Source organism: Acetobacter sp. (genome assembly GCF_047721705.1).
Lineage (GTDB): Bacteria > Pseudomonadota > Alphaproteobacteria > Acetobacterales > Acetobacteraceae > Acetobacter.
In genome coordinates, this window is the sequence record NZ_JBDNXK010000005.1 from 23,732 (window position 1) to 44,226 (window position 20,495).

Genomic DNA, 20,495 nt, shown 5'->3' on the forward strand with positions numbered 1-20,495 from the left:
AAGCGTCAGGGAAAGGCAGCGTTTTTTCGCGCTTCTGCGCTTTCCTGATATTTACTGGAAATAGAAGGAAGGTTTTTTCTCGGCGGCATTTGGGGACGTTTCAGATTTATTCTGATTATCCCAGACAGTTTATATTGTGCGTAAAGAGAAAGAATACGTTCTGCATTCTTTCTCTTCAGCGCGACCCTATAGATCAGGGCGAAACGCTTGCCCCCAGAACTTTAAGAAACTGGGACAGCCATGCTGGATGCGCCGGCCATGCAGGCGCTGTCACCAGTTCGCCATCGGTAATGGCTTCAGTGACGGGAATCTCGACATAAGTGCCGCCTGCCATTTCCACTTCGGGACGACAGGCCGGATAGGCCGACACTTTTCGGCCTTTCACCAATCCGGCGGCAGTCAGAATCTGAATGCCGTGACAGATGCAGGCGATTGGCCGATCTGAAAACGCCTTGACGATATCGATAACTTTCTGATCGAGACGGAGATATTCCGGCATACGACCACCCGGCACAACAAGTCCGATATAGTCATCCAGCACGATCTGATCAAAATCCGCCGTCAGTTCGAAATGATGGCCGGGCTTTTCACTATAGGTCTGCGCGCCTTCAAAATCATGAATGGCGGTGATGACCTTGTCGCCTTTTTTCTTGCCCGGCGAAATGACGTCGACCGTATATCCCACCATGGTCAGTGCCTGATAAGGAACCATGATTTCGTAATCTTCAACGTAATCACCAGCGAGCATCAGCAACTTGATATCGTCGTCAGCCATGTCGGGATCTCCTTATTTTTCGCACAGACGCGGCATGAGCTCCACGAAATTGCAGGGCACATGCCGGTTGTCGAGCTGGAACACCAGAATGTCATCCCAGCCATCCTTGACGGCCCCCGTGGAACCCGGAAGCGCAAACAGATAGGTACCGCCTGCCACACCCGCCAGCGCGCGAGATTGAATCGTTGAGGTGCCGATCTTCTGATAGGACAGCATCCGAAACAGTTCGCCAAACCCTTCGATGCGTTTTTCAAGCACGCGCTCAAAGGCCTCCGGCGTGACATCACGTCCTGTGACACCCGTCCCGCCATTGGTGATCACCACATCGATCTGAGGATCGGCAACCCAGCCCCGAAGCACGTCGGTGATCAGGTCTGCATTATCCGATACAATCCTGCGATCAGCGAGTTCATGGCCCGCTTTTTCTATCCGTTCGACTAACGCCTGACCGGAGGTATCGGTTTCAAGAGTGCGCGAGTCGGAAACCGTCATTACGGCGATCCGAACTGGCAGAAATGGTCTGGAATGATCTATGCGCGTCATGGACGCAGCATATCCTCGGGTAGCGGAGGCGCGTCAACACGCCCCCGCCTTTATCCCTCAAATATAATGTTCGGCCAGCGGTGCGAAACCGTTGAAACGGGTCGCGCAGTAGGTCGAAACATAAGCACCCGTGCCGAGAAGCTCCACGCGATCCCCTGATGTCAGGGAAAGCGGCAGTTCATACGGCGTCTTCTCATACATGATGTCGGCACCATCGCAGGTCGGACCGGCCAGAGCCACCGCCCCCGTTGGACTGCCGTCATAAGGCGTGCGGATGGCATAACGGATGGCTTCACCTTCCGTCTCGGCCAGACCGCCAAAGCGACCGATATCGAGGTAAACCCAACGCGGTCCACCCTCACGGCCACGCTGGCTCACGAGGACGACTTCTGCTGACACGACACCAGCAGCGCCAGCAATGAAGCGGCCCGGCTCGATCAGCATTTCCGGCAGAGCATTGCCGAAATGCTTTTTCATCGCCGTCGTGATGGCTTCACCGAAATCCTCAATGTGCGGCACATCGTCACGATAGCGGATCGGGAAACCGCCACCGAGATTGACCATACGAAGATCAAGCCCGGCTTCGGACAGGTCCGAGACGAGCGCCGCCACACGGCTGATCGCCAGCTCGTAGCTTTCCGTCTCGATCTGCTGGCTTCCGACATGGAAGGACAGGCCATACGGGTCCAGACCGAGATCGCGCGCGCGCAGCATCAGCTCGCTTGCACTCTCCACAGTCGTGCCGAACTTGCGGGACAGCGGCCATTCAGCGCCGTAATTATCCACCAGAAGGCGGCAATAGACTTTCGAGCCGGGCGCATGCTCGGCGAGCTTTTCCAGCTCTTCGGCACAGTCGAAGACGAACAGACGAACGCCTGCTGCATAAGCGGCCTTGATGGCGCTGACCTTCTTCACCGTGTTACCGAAAGAGATGTCGTCCGCCCGGGCACCTGCCGTCAGGCAGAGATCAATCTCTTCCCATGAAGCCGCATCGAAACACGAGCCAAGCGACACCAGCCGCTCCAGAATCTGGTGCGCCGGATTCGCTTTTACAGCGTAGTAGATATGGGCGAGCGGAAGCGCCGTCTGAAGTGCGCGATAACGGTTTTCCACCTCATCGACATCGACGACGAGGCAAGGCGTTGCGGGTTTGTTTTCCGCGAGAAATTGCGAGATCTTGGGAGTCATCGCACATATCCCTACTCTGGCCTGCCAGATGGAATGCCGTGGCAGGCTGTGTTGCGAAACGGTCGAACGGACCAGCGACCAAGACTGAATCCCGAGGGATCCCAGTTGCCAGAACGCTTGACGTCGTTGCGTAACCTCAGTGGGCCAGTGGCACGTGCGTTGCTGCGTAGGGGAGCGCATATGAAGGGTTTTATGCGTGAATGCAACAGAATTTTTTTATCATCAAAAAAACTGGCAAAAACCACGCAGGAGCCTTTAAAGACAGATTAACTTGTCTTTACCTGACAGAAATATCCTGCGTGGACATTCAGCCAGGCACTCGCGTTTGTCTTGCGTTTCAGGATGCCGCGATCATCTGAGAGCGGCTTCATTTTTTCTTGAAACCGATGGTGTTGCTCCGGGCTTTGATTGAAACACGCGCACTGCGAACTCAAGCCATAACGAGGAGTCCGACCCCTGTCTGAAGCCCATACGCAACCGACTCTGGCGTCCGCCACGCCGCTTGACGGAAAATATGTTCTGGACTCTCCGCGACAGCTGACCCGAAAAGACTGGAAGAGCGTTTGCAAATCGACCGTTGGCGCCATTGTGGCCGGGCCGACAACATTGGTTGCAGCAGGCTGCGCCTTTTACGCCACGCTGGCCCTCTTCCCCGCAATCAGCACGCTTATCTCGATCTATGGCCTTGCCTTTGATGTGCAGAGTGTATCGACCCAGCTCGAGACTCTTCGCAATCTCATCCCGCCTGCCGCTTTCGAAATCATTCAGGATCGCGTCAACGAACTCGTCTCGGTGCCGCATAGCTCGCTGACCCTCAATCTGGTCATCTCGACAACGATCGCCCTCTGGTCGGCTTCGGCGGGCGTCAAATCGATTCTTTCCGCTCTGAATATCGCCTATGGCGCAACGGAGAGCCGTAACTTTTTCGCCTTCCAGGCGCTGGCAATGACACTCACCCTGTCGGCGATTCTGGAGATATGCCTTGGGATGGCCATCATGGTCGCCATTCCCATTCTTTTCCGGCTGCTGCCTTTCATTCTGCGGATAGAACCACCCCCCGGCTCTATTGAGCTTAGTGTCCGGCTGGCAGGCATCAGCCTCATGGCCGTCTTGATGATTCTGGCCTACATGATTCTGTATCGCGTCGGCCCAAGCGGTCACCACGCCAAATGGCGTTGGGTCGCGCCGGGCGCCATTGCTGCGACCTTCATCTGGTTGCTGGCTGCGGCAGGTTTTTCCTACTATGTGGCCAACATCGCCAGCTATGGTTCCACCTACGGACCCCTTGGGGCTTTCGTGGCCATCATGATGTGGTTTTTCGTGAGTGCGTGGGTGGTGCTTCTCGGCGCCGAATTCAATGCCGAATTGGAAGCTCACGCTCAGAACAAAAAGCGCGTGGTCATGCGGGTCTGACAGACCCACTCAAGTAAAGACTCACGTGATAATCGTTAAATAAGATGGAGAAGGCCTGCAAAGAAAATTCCCTTCGTTACCTCCCGCCAGCAGACAGACTTTATTCCGGTGCCTGCGCGACTTCGACGGCCTCTTCTTCCTTCAGACGGCTGACTGTCACATGGGCAACGCCTCTGTTCAGCATTCCCAGGCGTTCGGCCGCCGCGTGTGACAGATCGATGATCCGCCCGCGCGCATAGGGGCCACGGTCATTGACCGTCACGACGACGCTGCGCCCGGTTTCTTCGGAACGCACAAGAAGCTTGGAGCCTAACGGTGCGGAAGGATGCGCTGCCGTCAGCTGCAGCGGATCGAAGCGCTCACCTGTGGAGGTTTTGCGCTTCGCGAATCGTCCACCATACCAGCTCGCCATACCGTGCTGCATGTTACGGGCCGCAGATGCGACTTCGGATCCGCGACGCGCTAGAGCAGCGCGCACGGAAGCGGCCCATGAGGTGGAAGACGAGGCATCACTGGAGAACGTGACTTTCTGTTGTCCCGCAGCTTTGGCCGGAACCGCAGCACCAGCCCATAACAGGGCAGCGACCGCCAGCAATCCGGAACTTTTCTTGGTGCGCGACAAAATCACAAGTTCATCCATCTGCTGTTTCTACTATGTCTCAATAAAGACTGATGAGAGCGGAGAAAACAACCCCAAACCATCACCGACTACTTTATATCGGAATGGTTAATGCAGAGATTCAATTAAAAATTCGTATAACCATGCGATGCCTCACAAAAGTTCACTTTTTCTTTCTCCATGAAATATCCCACCGCCTTTTTTCTGTCATTTTGCTGTAACACCGCTGCGAACAGAGAGTCTGTTGCGCTACAATGACACACAGCCCCCAACGCAGACACTTGGAGCGGATTGGCGGGCGTGCTAACGGGCCCGGAATCATGGAACGTCCACTCATTGCCATCTTCAATGGCCCCAACCTCAACATGCTCGGCCTGCGCCAACCGGAAGTATACGGCCGGACGACGCTGGATGACGTCGAGCAGCTCTGCGCCCAGGCTGCGGAAAGGCTGGATGTCGGCATCGACTTTCGCCAGACGAATGCTGAAGGCGAACTGGTCTCATGGATACATGAGTGCCGTGAGATGGCGCGGGGCATCATCATCAATCCGGCAGCCTTCACTCATACATCCATTGCGCTGCTGGACGCACTGCTGGCCGTCGATCTGCCTGTGATCGAGGTGCACATTTCCAACATCCATCGCCGGGAAGCATTCCGACACATTTCATACGTGTCGAAAGCGGCGGTAGGGGTCATCTGTGGACTGGGTGTGCAGGGATATACCCTTGCCCTTCAGGCCATGACCGACATCATCATGAACGAGGAAACGCAATGAGCCGACTGCTCGTAGACGCAGATGCCATACGGGCACTGGCCGATATCCTGACGGATACGGGACTGACCGAGATCGAGATCGCGGAAAAGGACAGCCGCATCCGCGTTGTCCGTGCCGTCTCCACGGTCGCCGCGCCGGTCCAGACCATCGCCGCCCCTGCCGCCGCGGCTCCCGCCGTCATGCCGGTGGCCGCAGCGCCCGCTGACCTTTCCAAGCATCCGGGAGCCGTCAAAAGCCCGATGGTGGGTGTCGCGTATCTGACACCTGATCCCTCAGCTCCGGCTTTCATCACGGAAGGTCAGACGGTGACAGTGGGTCAGACGCTTCTGCTGATCGAAGCGATGAAGACCTTTAATCAGATCAAGGCGACCAAGGCCGGAACGGTGAAGCAGATTCTCGTCGCTTCCGGCGATCCCGTCGAATTCGATCAGCCGCTTGTCATCATTGAGTGATGTTTTCCAAGATCCTCATCGCCAATCGTGGCGAAATCGCCCTTCGTGTTCTGCGCGCCTGCCGTGAACTGGGCATCCGCACGGTCGCGGTTCATTCCACAGCCGACGCCGACGCCATGCATGTGCGCCTTGCCGACGAAGCCGTCTGCATCGGACCGCCAGCCGCGCGTGACTCCTATCTGAACGTCGCGGCGATTCTTTCCGCCGCGACCATCACGGGCGCGGAAGCGATCCATCCCGGCTACGGCTTCCTGTCGGAGAACGCGGATTTCGCGGAAACGGTCGAAGCCCATGGACTGATCTTCATCGGCCCGACGGCGGAGCATATCCGCACGATGGGCGACAAGATCAGCGCCAAGACAACGATGGAAGCACTTGGCGTTCCCCTGGTTCCCGGCTCCGACGGTGAACTCGCCAATATCGAGGAAGCTTACGAAGTCGCCGAGCGCGTGGGCTATCCGGTGCTGATCAAGGCTGCCGCGGGTGGTGGTGGTCGTGGCATGAAGGTTGCCCCGACAAAGGAAGACCTCGCGGAAGCATGGAGCGTTGCCCGCACGGAAGCGCTGGCTGCCTTCGGCAATGACGCGGTCTATCTCGAGAAATATCTCGATAAGCCGCGCCATATCGAGTTGCAGATCCTCGGCGATACGCACGGCAATGTCGTGCATTTCGGTGAGCGTGACTGCTCGCTCCAGCGCCGTCACCAGAAGCTGCTGGAAGAGGCGGGCTCTCCTGCCCTCACGCCAGAAGAGCGTGATGCCATTGGCGCAACCTCGATAGCGGCTCTGGCCAAGATGGGCTACCGCAACGCGGGCACGCTGGAGTTCCTGTATCAGGACGGTCAGTTCTGCTTCATCGAGATGAACACCCGTCTTCAGGTCGAGCATCCGGTGACGGAAATGGTCTGCGACGTGGATCTCGTGCGTGAGCAGATCCGCATCGCGGCAGGCGAGCCGCTTGGCTACTCGCAGAAGGACGTTACCTTCTCCGGCCATGCCATCGAATGCCGCATCAACGCTGAAGACCCGGATACGTTCATTCCGAGTCCCGGCACGGTTACGGTCTATCATCCTCCCGGCGGCCTCGGGGTGCGCATCGACAGCGCCGTTTATGCCGGTTACCGCGTGCCGCCTTACTATGACAGCATGATCGCCAAGCTGATCGTGCATGCGCCGACCCGCGAGGCCGCAATTGCCCGTATGAGCCGCGCTCTGGATGAACTGGTGGTCGAAGGCGTTAAGACGGTTGTTCCGCTGCATCGCCGCATTCTGGCGGACCCGGAATTCCAGAAGGGTGATTATACGATCCACTGGCTGGAAAACTTCACCGCACGCGGCAAGTGAATGCTCGCGTGAGCGATACCGATAAGGGGCAAGGAGGCAACGCTTCCTTGCCCCTTTTGGTTGCCACAGTGTCCTGCCTTGGCTAAGGACGCCCCCAACGGCGCTTTTCTGCCGTTTCATGAACTTTTTTCGTGAAAGATTCGACTTCAATGAGCCAGATGACCCTGCTGCCCGTAAAGCGCGCCCTTCTTTCCGTTTCCGACAAGACGGGACTGATAGAGCTTGGCCGCGCCCTTGCCGCTCAGGGCGCAGAAATTCTCTCCACCGGCGGTTCCGCCAAGGCCCTGCGCGAAGCGGGGCTTCCTGTTGTGGAGGTTTCCGATCACACCGGCTTTCCTGAAATCCTTGACGGACGTGTGAAAACGCTCGTGCCGCAGATTCATGGCGGCATCCTTGGTCGTCGCGATCTGCCCGCGCATGTGGCGCAGATGGAAGAGCACAAGATTGCTCCGATCGATCTGGTCGCCGTCAACCTCTATCCGTTCGAGGCGACGGTCGCCTCCGGTGCAGGCGCTGACGACTGCATTGAAAACATCGACATTGGTGGCCCTGCCCTGATCCGCGCTGCCGCCAAGAATCACGGCCATGTCGTGGTTCTGACCAATCCTGCGCAGTATGGCGCCATTATCGAAGCCTTGCAGGCGGGTGGAACAACACTGGAAGCGCGTCGCGCGCTGGCGGGCGCGGCCTATGCCCGCACGGCAGCTTACGATTCCGCCATTGCGGCATGGTTCGCCAAAGAACGTCACGATACATTCCCCGAGCGTTTCACCCTGTCCGGCGAACGCCGTGAAGTGCTGCGTTACGGTGAAAATCCCCATCAGCAGGCGGCGTTCTACACGGACGGCACAAAACGCCCGGGCGTGGCCACGGCCCGGCAGGTGCAGGGCAAAGCTCTGTCCTACAACAATCTCAATGACACGGATGCGGCATTCGAGGCCGTTGCCGAGTTCAAGAAGCCAGCCGTGGTTATCGTCAAGCACGCCAATCCGTGCGGTGTGGCGACGGCCGACACCCTCAGCGCCGCATGGGATATGGCTCTGCGCTGCGATCCTGTGTCCGCTTTTGGCGGTATTGTCGCTCTCAACGGCACGCTGGACGAAGAGACTGCGACAAAGATTTCCTCGATCTTTACTGAAGTCATCGTTGCGCCCGAGGCCACCGAAGCGGCTCAGGCAGTTCTTGCCCGCAAGAAGAATCTGCGCCTGTTGCTGACGGGTGCCCTCCCCGACCCGCTGGCTGGTGGTGTGATCGTGCGTTCACTGGCGGGAGGCTTCCTCGCGCAGACCCGCGACAATGGGCGTATCGAAGAAAGTGACCTGAAGGTCGTGACGAAGCGGCAACCCACGGCGGAAGAAATGCGCGATCTGATCTTCGCATTCCGTGTGGCGAAGCACGTCAAATCGAACGCCATCGTTTATGCCAAGGACGGCGCAACAGTCGGAGTGGGAGCTGGTCAGATGAGCCGCCTCGATTCCGCCCGGATCGCCGTCAGCAAAAGCCTTGAAGCAGCGAAAGCGATCGGCCTGTCCGAACCGCTGACCAAAGGCAGCGTGGCCGCCTCCGATGCGTTCTTCCCGTTCGCGGACGGTCTGGAAACAATTATCGGAGCTGGCGCGACAGCCGTAATCCAGCCGGGTGGTTCCATCCGTGACGATGAAGTCATCGCAGCGGCGGACAAGGCGGGTATCAGCATGGTTCTGACTGGTATGCGCCATTTCCGGCACTGATCCGCACAGAGAGGCTCTTGTCCAGCGGCGTCAGTCGTGGCCTATCAAGAGGGTTAAACTATTTCGTTCTACCGGCCTGTCCGTCATGGACAGGCGAACGACTGGACCCATCATGCGTCACATCTCCCGTCTCGCTGTTCTTGCGCTCGGATCGGTTTCTCTTCTGGCAGCATCGCCTTCCTTTGCTGCCTCTTCTCAGCCGTCGAATCAGTCCGTTTATGATCTTTCGGTCCTGCCGACCTTCAGCGGCACGGTCGCCCAGTACATCCCCTCTGCTGGCGGCGGCATCAACGGCCTGCTGCTGACGGACGGAACTGAAGTTCTCGTCTCTCAGGATCTGTCGTGGGACCTGCCGAAAGTTGTGAAGCCGGGAGAGAAGATCACCGGCACCGGTCTGAAGGGCAAGACCCTGCCGATCGTGCATGCGTTCTCCCTGAGCGGGCCGCGCGGCAATCGGACTGAAGATACCGGCATCACCATGCCGCTGCACTCGACGGAAATGGTCGCCGGCCCCGACATCGTGGTGCATGGGGTGATTGCGTACCCCCTCTACAACATACAGGGCTCGCTGATCGGCGCCATTCTGAAGGACAAAAGCGTTGTGCGGGTGCCCGTGCGTGATGGGTCAAAACTTGCTGCTTGGCTCAAGCCGGGTGCATCCCTGTATGCGGCTGGCCCCGGTGTCTCGGGCGTTTATGGAACGGCCCTGAATGCCCATCAGATCGGACCTGACGCCCAGCAGGTCGTGTCCCTTACGGCGGACGATCTGCCTCCGGCGGGCCCACCACCGGGCTCACCGGGTTATGACATCATCCGGTCAGCAGAAACGCACTGATTTTTGGGAAAGGCGGAGCCATACGCTCCGCCAAATCAGACTGTTCAGAAAATTACTTCCGAACAAACGTCCAGTACATCGGCTGACGCCCGGCCCGGATCGCCTTCGCCTCATAGCGCGTAGGAGGCCAGCCTTCCGGACGCTCAAGTGCCGGTGGGGCCGTCTCGAAGAAATCCTGATTGCCCATGACTTCTTCGACCCACGCCTGATAGGTCGGATCGTCACTCGCCACACGCCAGATTGCACCGGGCTTCAGCGCACGGGCCACAAATGGCAGATTGCCGGGATGGACGAAGCGACGCTTGGCATGACGCTTTTTCGGCCACGGGTCCGGAAACATCAGAAACATCCGGTCCAGTGACGCTTCCGGCAGATTCTGGAGCAGCAGACGCGCATCATCGTCCCACAGACGCAGAAGCGGCGGGAGGGGAGACGTTGCTTCCTCACGTGATGGGAACAACGGCGCGAGAAGCGAGCAGAGCCCGTTCTCAAACACTTCCGAGGCAATGTAGCCAACGGAAGGATGCATCTCGATCTGGGAGAGAACATGCTCTCCACCACCGAAACCGACTTCCAGCCAGACCTGCTCAGGACGGGTATCGAAAGCCGCTTTCGGATCGGAGGCTTTATCTTCCGGAAACCGGATCCGGGGCAGCGCCTCATCAATCAGGCGCTGCTGACGGTCGCGCAACGGATGACCCCGCTGACGACCGTAAAGACGCTGAGCCGGTGGCTTCAGAGTGGAAGCGGTCTTCTCCTCACTCTCATGCGGAGTAACCGCGCCACTCTCTTCACCCACCGAACCCATCATCCAGCCTTCAGCGGTTGAAAGCGTTACGCAGCGCGTCGACGAGATCCGTGCGCTCCCACGGGAACGTGTCACGGGCTTCGTCAGGCGTGCGACCGAAGTGACCGTAAGCGGACGTCTCGGTGTAGATCGGACGATTCAGGCGCAGGTGCTGACGGATGCCACGCGGGGAGAGGTTCATCACCTCGCGCATGACCTTCACCAGCTTGGCTTCATCGATGTCTTTGCCTGTGCCGTCGAAATCGACATAGATCGACAGCGGGTGCGACACGCCGATGGCGTAGGACAGCTGAAGCGTGCAACGGTCAGCAAGACCCGCAGCCACGACGTTCTTCGCCAGATAACGAGCAGCGTAGGCTGCGGAACGGTCGACCTTTGTCGGGTCCTTGCCGGAGAACGCGCCACCGCCGTGAGGCGCTGCGCCGCCGTAGGTGTCGACGATGATCTTGCGGCCTGTCAGTCCGGCGTCGCCGTCCGGACCACCGATCACGAAGATGCCGGTCGGATTGACGTAGAATTCCTTGTCAGCCGGCATCCAGCCTTCCGGCAGCACGTCCTTGACGATGTTGTGCAGCTCGTTGCGGATGACGTTCTGGTCCATGCCTTCGTCATGCTGCGTCGAGATGACGACAGACGTGGCTTCGACTGGCTTGCCGTTAAGGTAACGCAGGGTCACCTGGCTCTTGGCGTCCGGCTGCAGGCCCTTCGCACGCGGATCGCCAGCACGACGCAGGTCACGCATCGTCTTGAGGATCTTGTGGGAGTAGTACAGCGGCGCAGGCATCAGCGTCTCGGTCTCGTTGGTCGCGAAACCGAACATGATGCCCTGATCGCCAGCACCCTCGTCCTTCTCGCCTGCGCTATCGACGCCGACAGCAATGTCAGCGGACTGCGCATGAAGGTAGTTGCTGATCTCAGCGTTCTTCCAGGAGAAACCTGCCTGATCGTAACCGATGTCACGGATCGCTTCACGAGCGGCTTCGATCAGACCATCCGACGTGATGGAGGACGGGCCGCGGACTTCACCGGCGAGGACAACGCGGTTGGTCGTCACCAGCGTTTCGCAGGCAACGCGCGCTTCCGGATCCGCCGTCAGATAAGCGTCCAGAACCGTATCGCTGATCCGGTCCGCCACTTTGTCGGGATGGCCTTCGGACACCGATTCCGAGGTAAACAGGAACTCGCCTTGCTTGAGCATGATTTTGCCAACCGCCTCATCTGGTAAGGTGGAACTAACGCGAAATCGCGAAAATCCCGGAATGATCAGGCATGTCGTTTGACGGAGGATGATCTCGGGGTCAAGCGGCATCACCGGAAGAGCTGTCATTTACGCCCATGTCGGGGGCTTTTCAGCCCAGACCGAGCACATTTTCCATATTATAAAGGCCAGCCTTCTGGCGCACGAGCCATTCGGCGGCCTGCACCGCGCCATCGGCAAAAACACGCCGATCAAAAGCGCGATGGCTGAGAGCGATCTGCTCCGTGCCAGACGTGAAGAGGAGCGTGTGCTCTCCGACGATCTGACCGCCACGCAGGGCCGCGAACCCGATTTCGCCGGTTTTGCGCGCGCCACACTGGCCTTCACGCGCAGGTGTGCGCACATCGGCGAACTTCACCCCACGTCCCTTAGCGACCGCTTCGCCAATGGCCAGCGCCGTGCCGGACGGGGCATCGACCTTCTGACGATGATGCATCTCGACAATTTCCGCATCGAAGCGGTCAGCAGGAAGTGCCGTTCCCATTTCACGCGCCAGACGCAGTACAAGCGTGACGCCCGCAGAAAAGTTGGCGGCCTGCACGACACCAATATTTCTTGCCGCATCATCGACGGCCTGCTGGTCCGCTCCGGATAGGCCGGTGGTGCCCAGCACCCACGCCGTTCCGGCCTTTTTGAGGGCTTCGGCATGAGGGATCACCGTCGAAACATGCGTGAAGTCGATGACCACATCCGACATCTCCGCCAGTTCCCCCATGTCCGCGCACAGAGTGATGGAGCCGTTCCGTGTCAGTGCGGCGAGGCGCTGTTCATCGTGCTCGACGTCACGGCAGGTGCCACCAACAACGCGGCAGCCAGCGTCCAGCGAACTGAGCACGAGCATCTGGCCCATGCGTCCGGAAAGCCCGGCAATCCCGACACGCAGGGGATGGGAAGTCGTCACGGCGCATACTCCAGAACAGACGAAAAGACGGCTGTTTTCCTACGCCTTTTACCGTGAAGGCTCAATGTCTGATGAAATGGTTCAGGGCGGTTCTCACAGGTAGGGTGAGAATAACCGGGCGATCGCATCGCGGAATTTCACGGGGAGAATGCGCTCATCCAGATCGTGATGCGTCAGACGTCTCCGACGATGGCTTTCAATGAACGCATCGATTTTTTCCGCAAAGGTGACACCATAACTTTCCACATTGATCTCGAAATTGAGTCGCAGGCTACGAGCATCCAGATTGGCACTGCCGACGAAGGCCCATCGCCTGTCCATCACCATCAGTTTTGCGTGGTTGAATGGCGGCCCACTGAGCCAGATGCGGCAACCGGCATCGAGAATAACCTGAAGATCGTCGCGGCAGGCCCAGTCCATGATCCGGTGATTACTGCGCGCAGGAATGATGAGATCGACCTGCACACCACGCAAGGCTGCCAACGCCAGTTCCGAAAGCATCCGTGTCCCCGGCAGGAAGTAGGGCGTCATGATTCTGACGGAGTGTCGAGCCAGAGTGATGGCCTGAAGGGCTGTGTATTCAATCTTTTCCAGATCGGTGTCCGGCCCTGACGTGACCACCCGCAGAATATCGTTTCCTGCTCCATCCAGCGGCGGAAACCATAGGGCTCCTGTCAGTTCTTCCTCGCAGGTGAAGGACCAGTCCCACGCGAAAGCCTCAGCCAATTGGCGTACCACTGGCCCCTGCAACCGAAAATGCACATCAGCGACCCGGTGATCCACTCGCATGCGATTACGGTTTTCCTCACCGATATTCAGACCACCGATAAATCCTAGAGTGCCGTCCACCACCAGAATCTTGCGATGATTGCGAAGATTGATGAAAGGCATGCTCCACGGGAGAAAGGAGTGAAGAAAACGGGCACAGGGCACGCCCGCGCGTTGCAGGACGCGTGCGGTGGGACAGAAAAAGTAACCCGCCCCCACTCCATCAAGAAGAACCCGGACTGCAACACCCCGCCTGTGTGCCTCAATGAGCGCTGCAATGAAGAGTGAGCCCGTCGCGTCGTAGCGGAAGATGTATGAAGACAGCATGATGCTTTTGCTGGCCGCGCCAATCGCGGCGAGCATCTGGGGATAGGCCCCTTCGCCATCAAGCAATGGTTCGATGCTGTTGCCGCCCAAAAGGGGCCGACCACTGATTTTCCGAACCATCTCTGCAAGAGGCCTGAGTCCTTCATCGACTGTTTCGCTCCACCGGATGAGAGGAGCGCTCTCTGCCTGAGGGCTGCGGGTTTCGATCAGCTTCCGTGCACGACGACGCACGCGATTGATGCCGAACATCAGGTAAAGGCAGAGGCCAACATAGGGCGCAAGCAGGACAGCGCCGATCCACCCTATGGCCGCCGAGGTATCCCGCTTTGTGAGAAGAATGTGCGCTGTAGCAAGAGCGGCAAGCAGGATATGGCAGGCCAGAAGGGTGTTTATCAGAAGGTTCCCGGCGGTTAACAGCGCACATCCCCCTTGGCTTGTTAATCAAATGATTACTCTATCCTGCAACTGTTCAAGGAATGCACAGTCGCACGGAAAAGACTCATCGCACGAAACGCGGTCATGTTGCGTGGAAAGACGGCGTGACTGCTGAATTACTTGTGGAGCAGGCGCTTGTTGCCAGAGACTGGCACATTCTTCTACGCCGCGCCCGGTCGCCTCTTGGCGAGATCGATCTGGTGGCTCTCAAGGAAGGCCGCCTCACCTTCATCGAAGTCAAAAAGCGCGTGACGCATTCTCTCGCGGCTCATGCCGTCAGCGAGCGTCAGAGACAGCGCATCATGAACGCGGCTGAACTGCTGCTCGCAACCCATGCGGAGTGGGAGTACGAGACCATCGCCTTTGATGTGATCATTGTCGATGAAGGAGGCGCTGTCCGCCGCATCAAGGATGCATTCTGGCAGGCCTAGAAACAAAAAAAACCGCCTGAAAATATCAGACGGTCTTTGAAGATGAGAAAATCCCGGGCACCAGATCAGGTGCGGTGATGCGCGTGCGCTTTGCTGACAGACGGTTTCACCACATGAAATGACACCAGATGAACCATGGGGCGCGAAGACCGACTGGCCACAGCGACATGATGCCGGGAAGAAGAAGCCGCAGTCGCAACCCGGTAATGATGGACAGGCGCATGGTAGACCGGCGCCGCCGTCAGGGACTCAAGTGTCAGCTTGCTTGCTTCGAAATCAGAGAGAACACGCTCAGCATGTGCTGAGTGAGATGAGGCGACAACAATGGCTGAAAGCCCGGCTGTAATAAATGTCAGCTTCCGCACCATCGATCTCATTATTGCAACCCTCATCTGTTCATTTCGAGGAGAAGTATACGTCACCGTTTCCCAGCGGCAACCCCTGTTCTCACCAGATTGTGGGAAATTACCAGCTCTTTTCCGGATTTACGTTAAAAGGAGATTTACAATACTGCCGCTGGCCGGAACAAAACCGGAATAAATGGAAAACGGAGACCTTTCAGCCTCCGTTTTGGAAATTACCTTACGCAGCGGCGCAGGCGATTCCCTTTTCCTTGAGCAGCGTCTGCAGCTCGCCGGACTGGGCCATTTCCATCACAATATCGCAGCCACCGACGAACTCGCCCTTGACGTAAAGCTGCGGAATGGTGGGCCAGTCAGAGAAGATCTTGATGCCTTCACGCATTTCAGGATCAGCCAGAACATTCTCGGCCTTGAACGGCACACCGAGGTGGTTCAGCACCTGAACGACACGGGCGGAGAACCCGCACTGCGGGAAATCCGGTGTGCCCTTCATGAACAGCATGACGGGGTTCTCTTCAACAAGCGCCTGAATGCGCTGACCAACAGGTGTGGACATCTCTGCTTACTCCAGTTTCCGGAGAGACCCGCCTCAACTACGGAATCTGTCCGGTTTTATTCAGAAAATCGGGAACATCAGGGGGCTGACGTCTTGAGCGCAAGCGCGTGCAACGTTCCGCCCATGTGTCCTTCGAGCGCATTATAGACCAGCTTGTGCTGTTTCACCCGAGGCAATCCACGAAAGGCTTCACTGACGACAGTGCAGGCGTAATGATCGCCGTCGCCTGCCAGATCGTCGATGCTCACTTTTGCGTCAGGAAACGCCTTGAGGATGTAGGCCTCGATATCTGCCGCACTCATGGCCATGACCATTCTCCTTTGATAACCGATGAATCCGGTCCGAAACGTCGCTCAGCGATCCATCAGGGCGGGGAAGAACGCAGCGTGCGCTACATTCATACGCGCCGCAGACACTCGCGCCCCACTTGGAAGAACCAGACAGTCTCCACCGATGGCTGCCGCCACGCGGGCCGGAACACGAGCTTTTTCCGCCGCTGCAAGGAACGTCTTGCCGTCACCTTCGACCGCGACCAGATAGCGACCCTGATCCTCACCGAACCAGAACGCCTCCGGACGCATACCCGACTGCGGTGGCTCAAGCGTGCAGCCATTGCCGGTCGCCATAACCATTTCGGCAGCGGCGATCAGAATACCGCCATCGGAGACGTCATGGCAGGCTTTCACCACATCCGACGTGATCTGCTCGCGCACGAAGTCGCCATTGCGACGCTCGGCGGCCAGATCCACATCCGGTGCATCACCCGTTTCGCGTCCAAGGATTTCACGCAGCCAAAGCGACTGGCCTAGGTGGCCTTTCGTCTCGCCCACGAGAATCAGCGTGCCGTTCTCAGGCATGCCGAGCCCAACGTTCTTCGTAACATCGTCCAGCACACCCAGACCACCAAGAGCCGGGGTCGGCAGGATGGCTGACGTGGTGCCGTCCGGATTGCGGGTCTCGTTATAGAGCGAGACGTTGCCGCTCACGATCGGGAAGTCGAGCGCACGGCAGGCTTCACCAATGCCTTCGATAGCGCCGACGAACTGCGCCATGATCTCGGGCTTCTCGGGATTGCCGAAGTTCAGGTTGTCCGTCACGGCGAGCGGACGCGCGCCTGTCGCCGTGATGTTGCGCCATGCCTCGGCAACCGCCTGCGCCCCACCCTTCTTCGGGTTGGCGCGGCAGTAGCGCGGCGTGCAGTCCGTGGTCAGCGCCAGACCGATGGAGGTGTCCTCGACCTTGACGATGGCCGCATCTGCGCCACCCGGACGACGCACGGTCTGTCCGCCGACCGTGCTGTCATACTGGTTCCAGATCCATGCGCGGGACGCGACATCCGGGCAACCGATTAAACGGATAAGCGTCTGCTCCAGACCGAACGGATCATGAATGTCACCAACAGGCTCCGGCGCGGGCAGTGGTGCGGTCGGACGATCGTAGATCGGGGCCTGCTCCGCCAGCGGGTCCAGCGGAATGTCGGCTTCGACCTGCCCCTTGTGGCGCACGACGATGTTGCCGGTGTCGGTCAGATGACCGATGACCGCGAAATCCAGTTCCCACTTCTCGAAGATCGCACGGGCGACTTCTGTGCGTTCCGGCTTGATGACGATGAGCATGCGCTCCTGACTCTCGGAGAGCATCATCTCATAAGCCGTCATGTTCGGCTCACGCTGCGGAACAGCGTCGAGATCAAGGTCGATGCCGACACCACCCTTGCCCGCCATTTCGACGGACGAGGAGGTCAGACCAGCAGCGCCCATATCCTGAATGGCGACAATCGCATCGGTCGCCATCAGCTCGAGACACGCCTCGATCAGCAGCTTCTCGACGAACGGGTCACCGACCTGAACGGTCGGGCGCTTGGCCAGCGCGTTCTCGTCGAACTCAGCAGAAGACATGGTCGCGCCGTGGATGCCGTCGCGGCCCGTCTTGGAGCCAACATACACAACCGGATTACCGATACCCGCAGCAGCCGACAGAAAAATCTTGTCCTGACGGGCAACGCCGACCGTCATGGCGTTGACCAGCGGATTGCCGTCATAGGCCGGGTGGAAGTTTACTTCCCCGCCGACCGTCGGCACGCCGACACAGTTGCCGTAGCCACCGATGCCACGGACCACACCGTCCACGATCTGACGTGTGCGAGGTGTTTCCGGCGAACCGAAACGCAGGGCGTTCAGGTTGGCAACCGGGCGCGCACCCATCGTGAACACGTCGCGGAGGATGCCACCGACGCCCGTTGCCGCGCCCTGATAGGGCTCGATGAAAGACGGGTGGTTGTGGCTCTCCATCTTGAAGATGGCGGCCAGTCCCTGCCCGATATCGACCACACCAGCATTCTCGCCGGGACCGTGGATGACCCACGGTGCCGTGGTCGGCAGGGTGCGCAGCCACTTACGGGATGACTTGTAGGAACAGTGCTCGGACCACATGACCGAGAACACGCCCAGTTCCGTCAGGCTTGGCGTGCGCCCCATAATGGCGAGGACGCGATCATATTCCTCGGCAGACAGGCCGAATTCGCGGGCCAGATCGGCGTTGACCGCTTTCTGCTTGCTGCTCATCGGACCAGAGCCTCCACCAGACTTTCGAACAGGGGCTTGCCGTCTTCACCGCCCATCAGCGGATCAACGAGGTCTTCCGGATGCGGCATCATGCCACAGATGCGGGAGTTGGCGCTCAGGATGCCAGCGATGGCGTCGAGGCTGCCGTTCGGGTTGCTGTCGCGGTCAGCCGCGTCAACCTTGCCGTTCGGCGCGGCGTAACGGAACGCCACGCGGTTCTCGCCCTGAAGCGTCTTCAGCGTCTCGGCGTCCGCGACATAGTTACCGTCACCGTGGGCGAGCGGCGTGCGGAACACATCGCCCTTCTTCCAGCGGCGGGTGAACGGTGTTTCCGCATTCTCGACGCGAAGATGGCAGTCCTGCGACAGGAAGCGCAGGCCAGCGTTCCGCAACAGCGCGCCCGGCAGTAGGCCAGTTTCCGTCAGGATCTGGAAGCCGTTGCAGACACCAAGGATGTGACCACCCTTTTCAGCGAATGCACGGATTTCCCGCATGATCGGGGAGTGCGCAGCCATTGCGCCACAGCGAAGATAATCGCCATAGCTGAAGCCACCTGGCAGCACGACGAGATCAAGCTGGGGAAGCTCGGTGTCCCGGTGCCAGAGGATTTTCGGAGCGTGACCGGTAACCGCCTTCAGGGCGATCGCCATGTCGCGCTCCCGGTTGGTCCCCGGAAAAACGACGATACCGGCTTTCATTTCTTCTGTTCCGCAGGCTTGGAGGAAGAAGCAGCACAGGGGTAGGCATCATGCAGGGCCATGAACACGCCCTCGCCCACCGGCTTGTCCCATGTATCCTTGTGCGCCTTCAGCCATGAGACGACCTTGCCGCGCATGGACACGCCCGTTTCCGTCTGCGGGACGCAGAAACCGGCAGGTGCGTTCGGATCGCCTTCGTTGCGGTCATTGATCTTCGCCAGCACGCCAGCATCGGAAATGCCGGAGATATAGGCGTCACAGACAGAAGCGCCTGCGGGACGCGAACAGATGCGTCCGAAGCTGCCGACGGTCATCGGGGACACACGCTGCGCCATGGCGGCGTCGGCGGAAACGAGACCAGCAGCCAGCAGAAGCAGTGTGGAGAAAACGGAAGCGTGGCTCATTTCATCACCTCTACGGAGAAGTCCTCGATCACCTCGTTGGCGAGCAACTGCTTCGCCATTTCGGTTGCCCGCGCCTCGACCTTCGCCGGATCGGTGCCGTCCACATCCAGTTCGATCACCTTGCCGACGCGCACATCCTTCACTTCCGGGAAGTCCAGAACATGAAGGGCATGACCGATGGCTTTACCCTGCGGGTCGAGCACGCCTTCCTTCAACGAGACCGTCACACGAACCTTCATATCGCCCCCTGGCTTTTTATCTCTTTCCACTCACGCCTGACCTGACGGCGTGGCTCATTGCATCGTGTCGGAGCCCTTGTGGTCGCCGTTTCCGGCCTCGGGCAGAATGCCGAGACGACGGGCGACCTCCTGATAGGCTTCCTCGACCTGCCCCATATCCCGGCGGAAACGGTCCTTGTCGAGCTTCTCGTTTGTCTTGGCGTCCCACAGACGGCAGTTGTCCGGAGAGATTTCATCCGCGAGGATGATGCGCATCTCCTCGCCTTCCCACACACGCCCGAATTCCAGCTTGAAATCGACAAGCGAGATTCCGACGCCCGCAAACAGGCCGGTCAGGAAATCATTCACCCGCAGGGACATGGCGACCATATCATCCATGTCATGCGGACAGGCCCAGCCGAATGCCGTGATATGCTCCTCGGCAACCATCGGATCGCCCAGCGCATCGTTCTTGTAATAATATTCGACGATGGCGCGCGGCAGACGCGTGCCTTCCGGAATACCAAGCCGCTTGGCGATGCTGCCAGCCGCGATATTGCGCACCACGATTTCCAGCGGGATGATCTCCACCTCACGAATCAACTGCTCCCGCATGTTGATCCGGCGGATGAAGTGCGTGGGGATGCCGATTTCCTGCAAGCGCAGCATGATATATTCGCTGATGCGGTTGTTCAGCACACCCTTGCCGGTGATGATGCCATGCTTGGCGCCATTTCCGGCCGTGGCATCGTCCTTGAAATACTGCACGAGGGTTCCGGGTTCCGGTCCTTCAAACAGGATCTTGGCTTTACCTTCATACAGCTGGCGGCGGCGGGCCATGGTCGTTCTTGCTCACTCTTGGCTTGCGGGCGGTCCTGCAAGACATCTTGCCCGCACAGTTGTCCGGCCCGGGCAGTGGGCCTCTGCGGCTGCCCCTTAGCAGCCTTCGGCTTCAGATGATACAGCAGGGTTGCTCCGAAGGCGCTTTAACACAAGCAGCCCAGCCTTATCTGGCCTCTCTCACCTGCCTTCGCAACGCCACCCTTTGCGCGGAGGACGTCCCTCGGAACGTCCCCGGCAAAGGATGGATA

Annotated in this window: 23 protein-coding genes; 7 read left to right on the forward strand and 16 right to left on the reverse strand. The window is 58.9% G+C overall.

Features of this window, described 5'->3' with window-relative positions; translation table 11 throughout:
• Positions 1-193: 193 nt before the first annotated feature.
• The 3 genes from ABF824_RS01645 to ABF824_RS01655 are packed head-to-tail and all read right to left on the reverse strand — an operon-like array spanning position 194 to position 2,506.
• A complete protein-coding gene (locus tag ABF824_RS01645; RefSeq protein ID WP_415486078.1) occupies positions 194-775 on the reverse strand; it encodes a DJ-1/PfpI family protein in 582 nt (193 codons plus the stop codon).
• Positions 776-787: 12 nt separating this feature from the next.
• Positions 788-1,318 carry a molybdenum cofactor biosynthesis protein B gene (moaB, locus tag ABF824_RS01650; protein ID WP_415486079.1) on the reverse strand — a complete coding sequence of 177 codons (531 nt, stop codon included), beginning with the start codon at positions 1,316-1,318 and terminating at the stop codon, positions 788-790.
• 57 nt (positions 1,319-1,375) lie between these two features.
• Positions 1,376-2,506 (reverse strand): type III PLP-dependent enzyme, encoded by a 1,131-nt coding sequence (locus tag ABF824_RS01655; protein WP_415486080.1) that lies wholly within the window; start codon positions 2,504-2,506, stop codon positions 1,376-1,378.
• A gap of 588 nt (positions 2,507-3,094) precedes the next feature.
• Between ABF824_RS01655 and ABF824_RS01660 the strand changes: the two genes are divergently transcribed.
• Positions 3,095-3,919: a YihY/virulence factor BrkB family protein gene (locus ABF824_RS01660; protein ID WP_415486081.1), complete on the forward strand. Its 825-nt coding sequence runs from the start codon at positions 3,095-3,097 to the stop codon at positions 3,917-3,919.
• A 100-nt stretch (positions 3,920-4,019) separates the two neighbouring features.
• On the opposite strand, the gene ABF824_RS01665 is transcribed toward ABF824_RS01660, so the two are convergent.
• Positions 4,020-4,559, reverse strand: a complete 540-nt coding sequence (locus tag ABF824_RS01665; RefSeq protein ID WP_415486082.1) for a septal ring lytic transglycosylase RlpA family protein — start codon at positions 4,557-4,559, stop codon at positions 4,020-4,022.
• 299 nt (positions 4,560-4,858) lie between these two features.
• On the opposite strand from ABF824_RS01665, the gene aroQ reads away from it, so the two are divergent.
• The 5 genes from aroQ (at position 4,859) to ABF824_RS01690 (ending at position 9,674) form a co-directional block, all read left to right on the forward strand.
• A complete protein-coding gene (aroQ, locus tag ABF824_RS01670) occupies positions 4,859-5,314 on the forward strand; it encodes a type II 3-dehydroquinate dehydratase (protein WP_415486083.1) in 456 nt (151 codons plus the stop codon).
• Positions 5,311-5,766 (forward strand): acetyl-CoA carboxylase biotin carboxyl carrier protein, encoded by a 456-nt coding sequence (gene accB / locus ABF824_RS01675; protein ID WP_415486084.1) that lies wholly within the window; start codon positions 5,311-5,313, stop codon positions 5,764-5,766. The genes aroQ and accB overlap by 4 nt, the downstream gene beginning before the upstream one ends.
• Entirely contained in the window at positions 5,766-7,109 is a 1,344-nt protein-coding gene (gene accC / locus ABF824_RS01680; protein ID WP_415486085.1) for an acetyl-CoA carboxylase biotin carboxylase subunit, read from the forward strand. Before accB ends, accC begins: the two co-directional genes overlap by 1 nt.
• A gap of 149 nt (positions 7,110-7,258) precedes the next feature.
• Positions 7,259-8,839: a bifunctional phosphoribosylaminoimidazolecarboxamide formyltransferase/IMP cyclohydrolase gene (purH, locus tag ABF824_RS01685; protein WP_415486086.1), complete on the forward strand. Its 1,581-nt coding sequence runs from the start codon at positions 7,259-7,261 to the stop codon at positions 8,837-8,839.
• A gap of 112 nt (positions 8,840-8,951) precedes the next feature.
• Positions 8,952-9,674, forward strand: coding sequence for a hypothetical protein (locus ABF824_RS01690; protein WP_415486087.1), 723 nt, complete (start codon positions 8,952-8,954; stop codon positions 9,672-9,674).
• A 52-nt stretch (positions 9,675-9,726) separates the two neighbouring features.
• Here the strand turns inward: ABF824_RS01690 and trmB are convergent, their stop codons facing one another.
• From trmB to cls, 4 genes are all read right to left on the reverse strand, one after another.
• On the reverse strand, positions 9,727-10,482 hold the full coding sequence (trmB, locus tag ABF824_RS01695) for a tRNA (guanine(46)-N(7))-methyltransferase TrmB (RefSeq protein WP_415486116.1): 756 nt from the start codon (positions 10,480-10,482) through the stop codon (positions 9,727-9,729).
• Positions 10,483-10,492: 10 nt separating this feature from the next.
• On the reverse strand, positions 10,493-11,680 hold the full coding sequence (gene metK, locus ABF824_RS01700; RefSeq protein ID WP_415486117.1) for a methionine adenosyltransferase: 1,188 nt from the start codon (positions 11,678-11,680) through the stop codon (positions 10,493-10,495).
• A 151-nt stretch (positions 11,681-11,831) separates the two neighbouring features.
• Entirely contained in the window at positions 11,832-12,623 is a 792-nt protein-coding gene (gene dapB, locus ABF824_RS01705; protein ID WP_415486118.1) for a 4-hydroxy-tetrahydrodipicolinate reductase, read from the reverse strand.
• Positions 12,624-12,734: 111 nt separating this feature from the next.
• Positions 12,735-14,132, reverse strand: a complete 1,398-nt coding sequence (cls, locus tag ABF824_RS01710; RefSeq protein WP_415486120.1) for a cardiolipin synthase — start codon at positions 14,130-14,132, stop codon at positions 12,735-12,737.
• Between the two features lie 143 nt (positions 14,133-14,275).
• Here cls and ABF824_RS01715 point away from each other — a divergent pair, with 143 nt between their 5' ends.
• Positions 14,276-14,602, forward strand: coding sequence for a YraN family protein (locus ABF824_RS01715; RefSeq protein ID WP_415486088.1), 327 nt, complete (start codon positions 14,276-14,278; stop codon positions 14,600-14,602).
• Positions 14,603-14,667: 65 nt separating this feature from the next.
• Here the strand turns inward: ABF824_RS01715 and ABF824_RS01720 are convergent, their stop codons facing one another.
• From ABF824_RS01720 to purC, 8 genes are all read right to left on the reverse strand, one after another.
• Positions 14,668-14,979 (reverse strand): hypothetical protein, encoded by a 312-nt coding sequence (locus ABF824_RS01720; RefSeq protein WP_415486089.1) that lies wholly within the window; start codon positions 14,977-14,979, stop codon positions 14,668-14,670.
• A 205-nt stretch (positions 14,980-15,184) separates the two neighbouring features.
• Positions 15,185-15,520 carry a Grx4 family monothiol glutaredoxin gene (gene grxD, locus ABF824_RS01725; protein ID WP_415486090.1) on the reverse strand — a complete coding sequence of 112 codons (336 nt, stop codon included), beginning with the start codon at positions 15,518-15,520 and terminating at the stop codon, positions 15,185-15,187.
• Between the two features lie 77 nt (positions 15,521-15,597).
• Positions 15,598-15,828: a BolA/IbaG family iron-sulfur metabolism protein gene (locus ABF824_RS01730; RefSeq protein ID WP_010666460.1), complete on the reverse strand. Its 231-nt coding sequence runs from the start codon at positions 15,826-15,828 to the stop codon at positions 15,598-15,600.
• A gap of 45 nt (positions 15,829-15,873) precedes the next feature.
• A complete protein-coding gene (gene purL / locus ABF824_RS01735; protein ID WP_415486091.1) occupies positions 15,874-18,084 on the reverse strand; it encodes a phosphoribosylformylglycinamidine synthase subunit PurL in 2,211 nt (736 codons plus the stop codon).
• Positions 18,081-18,782, reverse strand: coding sequence for a phosphoribosylformylglycinamidine synthase subunit PurQ (gene purQ / locus ABF824_RS01740; RefSeq protein ID WP_415486092.1), 702 nt, complete (start codon positions 18,780-18,782; stop codon positions 18,081-18,083). The genes purL and purQ overlap by 4 nt, the downstream gene beginning before the upstream one ends.
• Positions 18,779-19,186, reverse strand: a complete 408-nt coding sequence (locus ABF824_RS01745) for a Rap1a/Tai family immunity protein (RefSeq protein WP_415486094.1) — start codon at positions 19,184-19,186, stop codon at positions 18,779-18,781. Before ABF824_RS01745 ends, purQ begins: the two co-directional genes overlap by 4 nt.
• The gene (purS, locus tag ABF824_RS01750) at positions 19,183-19,425 is read right to left on the reverse strand and encodes a phosphoribosylformylglycinamidine synthase subunit PurS (protein WP_415486095.1); all 243 of its coding nucleotides are present in this window, start codon (positions 19,423-19,425) and stop codon (positions 19,183-19,185) included. Before purS ends, ABF824_RS01745 begins: the two co-directional genes overlap by 4 nt.
• 54 nt (positions 19,426-19,479) lie before the next feature.
• Positions 19,480-20,244, reverse strand: coding sequence for a phosphoribosylaminoimidazolesuccinocarboxamide synthase (purC, locus tag ABF824_RS01755; protein WP_415486096.1), 765 nt, complete (start codon positions 20,242-20,244; stop codon positions 19,480-19,482).
• Positions 20,245-20,495 lie beyond the last annotated feature (251 nt).

What these genes read in the sequence shown, in the direction of transcription:
- ABF824_RS01645 (WP_415486078.1), bottom strand. Translation starts at nt 775, where the DNA reads ATGGCTGACGACGATATCAAGTTGCTGATGCTCGCTGGTGATTACGTT.
- moaB (WP_415486079.1), bottom strand. Translation starts at nt 1,318, where the DNA reads ATGACGCGCATAGATCATTCCAGACCATTTCTGCCAGTTCGGATCGCC.
- ABF824_RS01655 (WP_415486080.1), bottom strand. Translation starts at nt 2,506, where the DNA reads ATGACTCCCAAGATCTCGCAATTTCTCGCGGAAAACAAACCCGCAACG.
- ABF824_RS01665 (WP_415486082.1), bottom strand. Translation starts at nt 4,559, where the DNA reads ATGGATGAACTTGTGATTTTGTCGCGCACCAAGAAAAGTTCCGGATTG.
- aroQ (WP_415486083.1), top strand. Translation starts at nt 4,859, where the DNA reads ATGGAACGTCCACTCATTGCCATCTTCAATGGCCCCAACCTCAACATG.
- accB (WP_415486084.1), top strand. Translation starts at nt 5,311, where the DNA reads ATGAGCCGACTGCTCGTAGACGCAGATGCCATACGGGCACTGGCCGAT.
- accC (WP_415486085.1), top strand. Translation starts at nt 5,766, where the DNA reads ATGTTTTCCAAGATCCTCATCGCCAATCGTGGCGAAATCGCCCTTCGT.
- purH (WP_415486086.1), top strand. Translation starts at nt 7,259, where the DNA reads ATGAGCCAGATGACCCTGCTGCCCGTAAAGCGCGCCCTTCTTTCCGTT.
- ABF824_RS01690 (WP_415486087.1), top strand. Translation starts at nt 8,952, where the DNA reads ATGCGTCACATCTCCCGTCTCGCTGTTCTTGCGCTCGGATCGGTTTCT.
- trmB (WP_415486116.1), bottom strand. Translation starts at nt 10,482, where the DNA reads ATGGGTTCGGTGGGTGAAGAGAGTGGCGCGGTTACTCCGCATGAGAGT.
- metK (WP_415486117.1), bottom strand. Translation starts at nt 11,680, where the DNA reads ATGCTCAAGCAAGGCGAGTTCCTGTTTACCTCGGAATCGGTGTCCGAA.
- ABF824_RS01720 (WP_415486089.1), bottom strand. Translation starts at nt 14,979, where the DNA reads ATGAGATCGATGGTGCGGAAGCTGACATTTATTACAGCCGGGCTTTCA.
- grxD (WP_415486090.1), bottom strand. Translation starts at nt 15,520, where the DNA reads ATGTCCACACCTGTTGGTCAGCGCATTCAGGCGCTTGTTGAAGAGAAC.
- ABF824_RS01730 (WP_010666460.1), bottom strand. Translation starts at nt 15,828, where the DNA reads ATGGCCATGAGTGCGGCAGATATCGAGGCCTACATCCTCAAGGCGTTT.
- purL (WP_415486091.1), bottom strand. Translation starts at nt 18,084, where the DNA reads ATGAGCAGCAAGCAGAAAGCGGTCAACGCCGATCTGGCCCGCGAATTC.
- purQ (WP_415486092.1), bottom strand. Translation starts at nt 18,782, where the DNA reads ATGAAAGCCGGTATCGTCGTTTTTCCGGGGACCAACCGGGAGCGCGAC.
- ABF824_RS01745 (WP_415486094.1), bottom strand. Translation starts at nt 19,186, where the DNA reads ATGAGCCACGCTTCCGTTTTCTCCACACTGCTTCTGCTGGCTGCTGGT.
- purS (WP_415486095.1), bottom strand. Translation starts at nt 19,425, where the DNA reads ATGAAGGTTCGTGTGACGGTCTCGTTGAAGGAAGGCGTGCTCGACCCG.
- purC (WP_415486096.1), bottom strand. Translation starts at nt 20,244, where the DNA reads ATGGCCCGCCGCCGCCAGCTGTATGAAGGTAAAGCCAAGATCCTGTTT.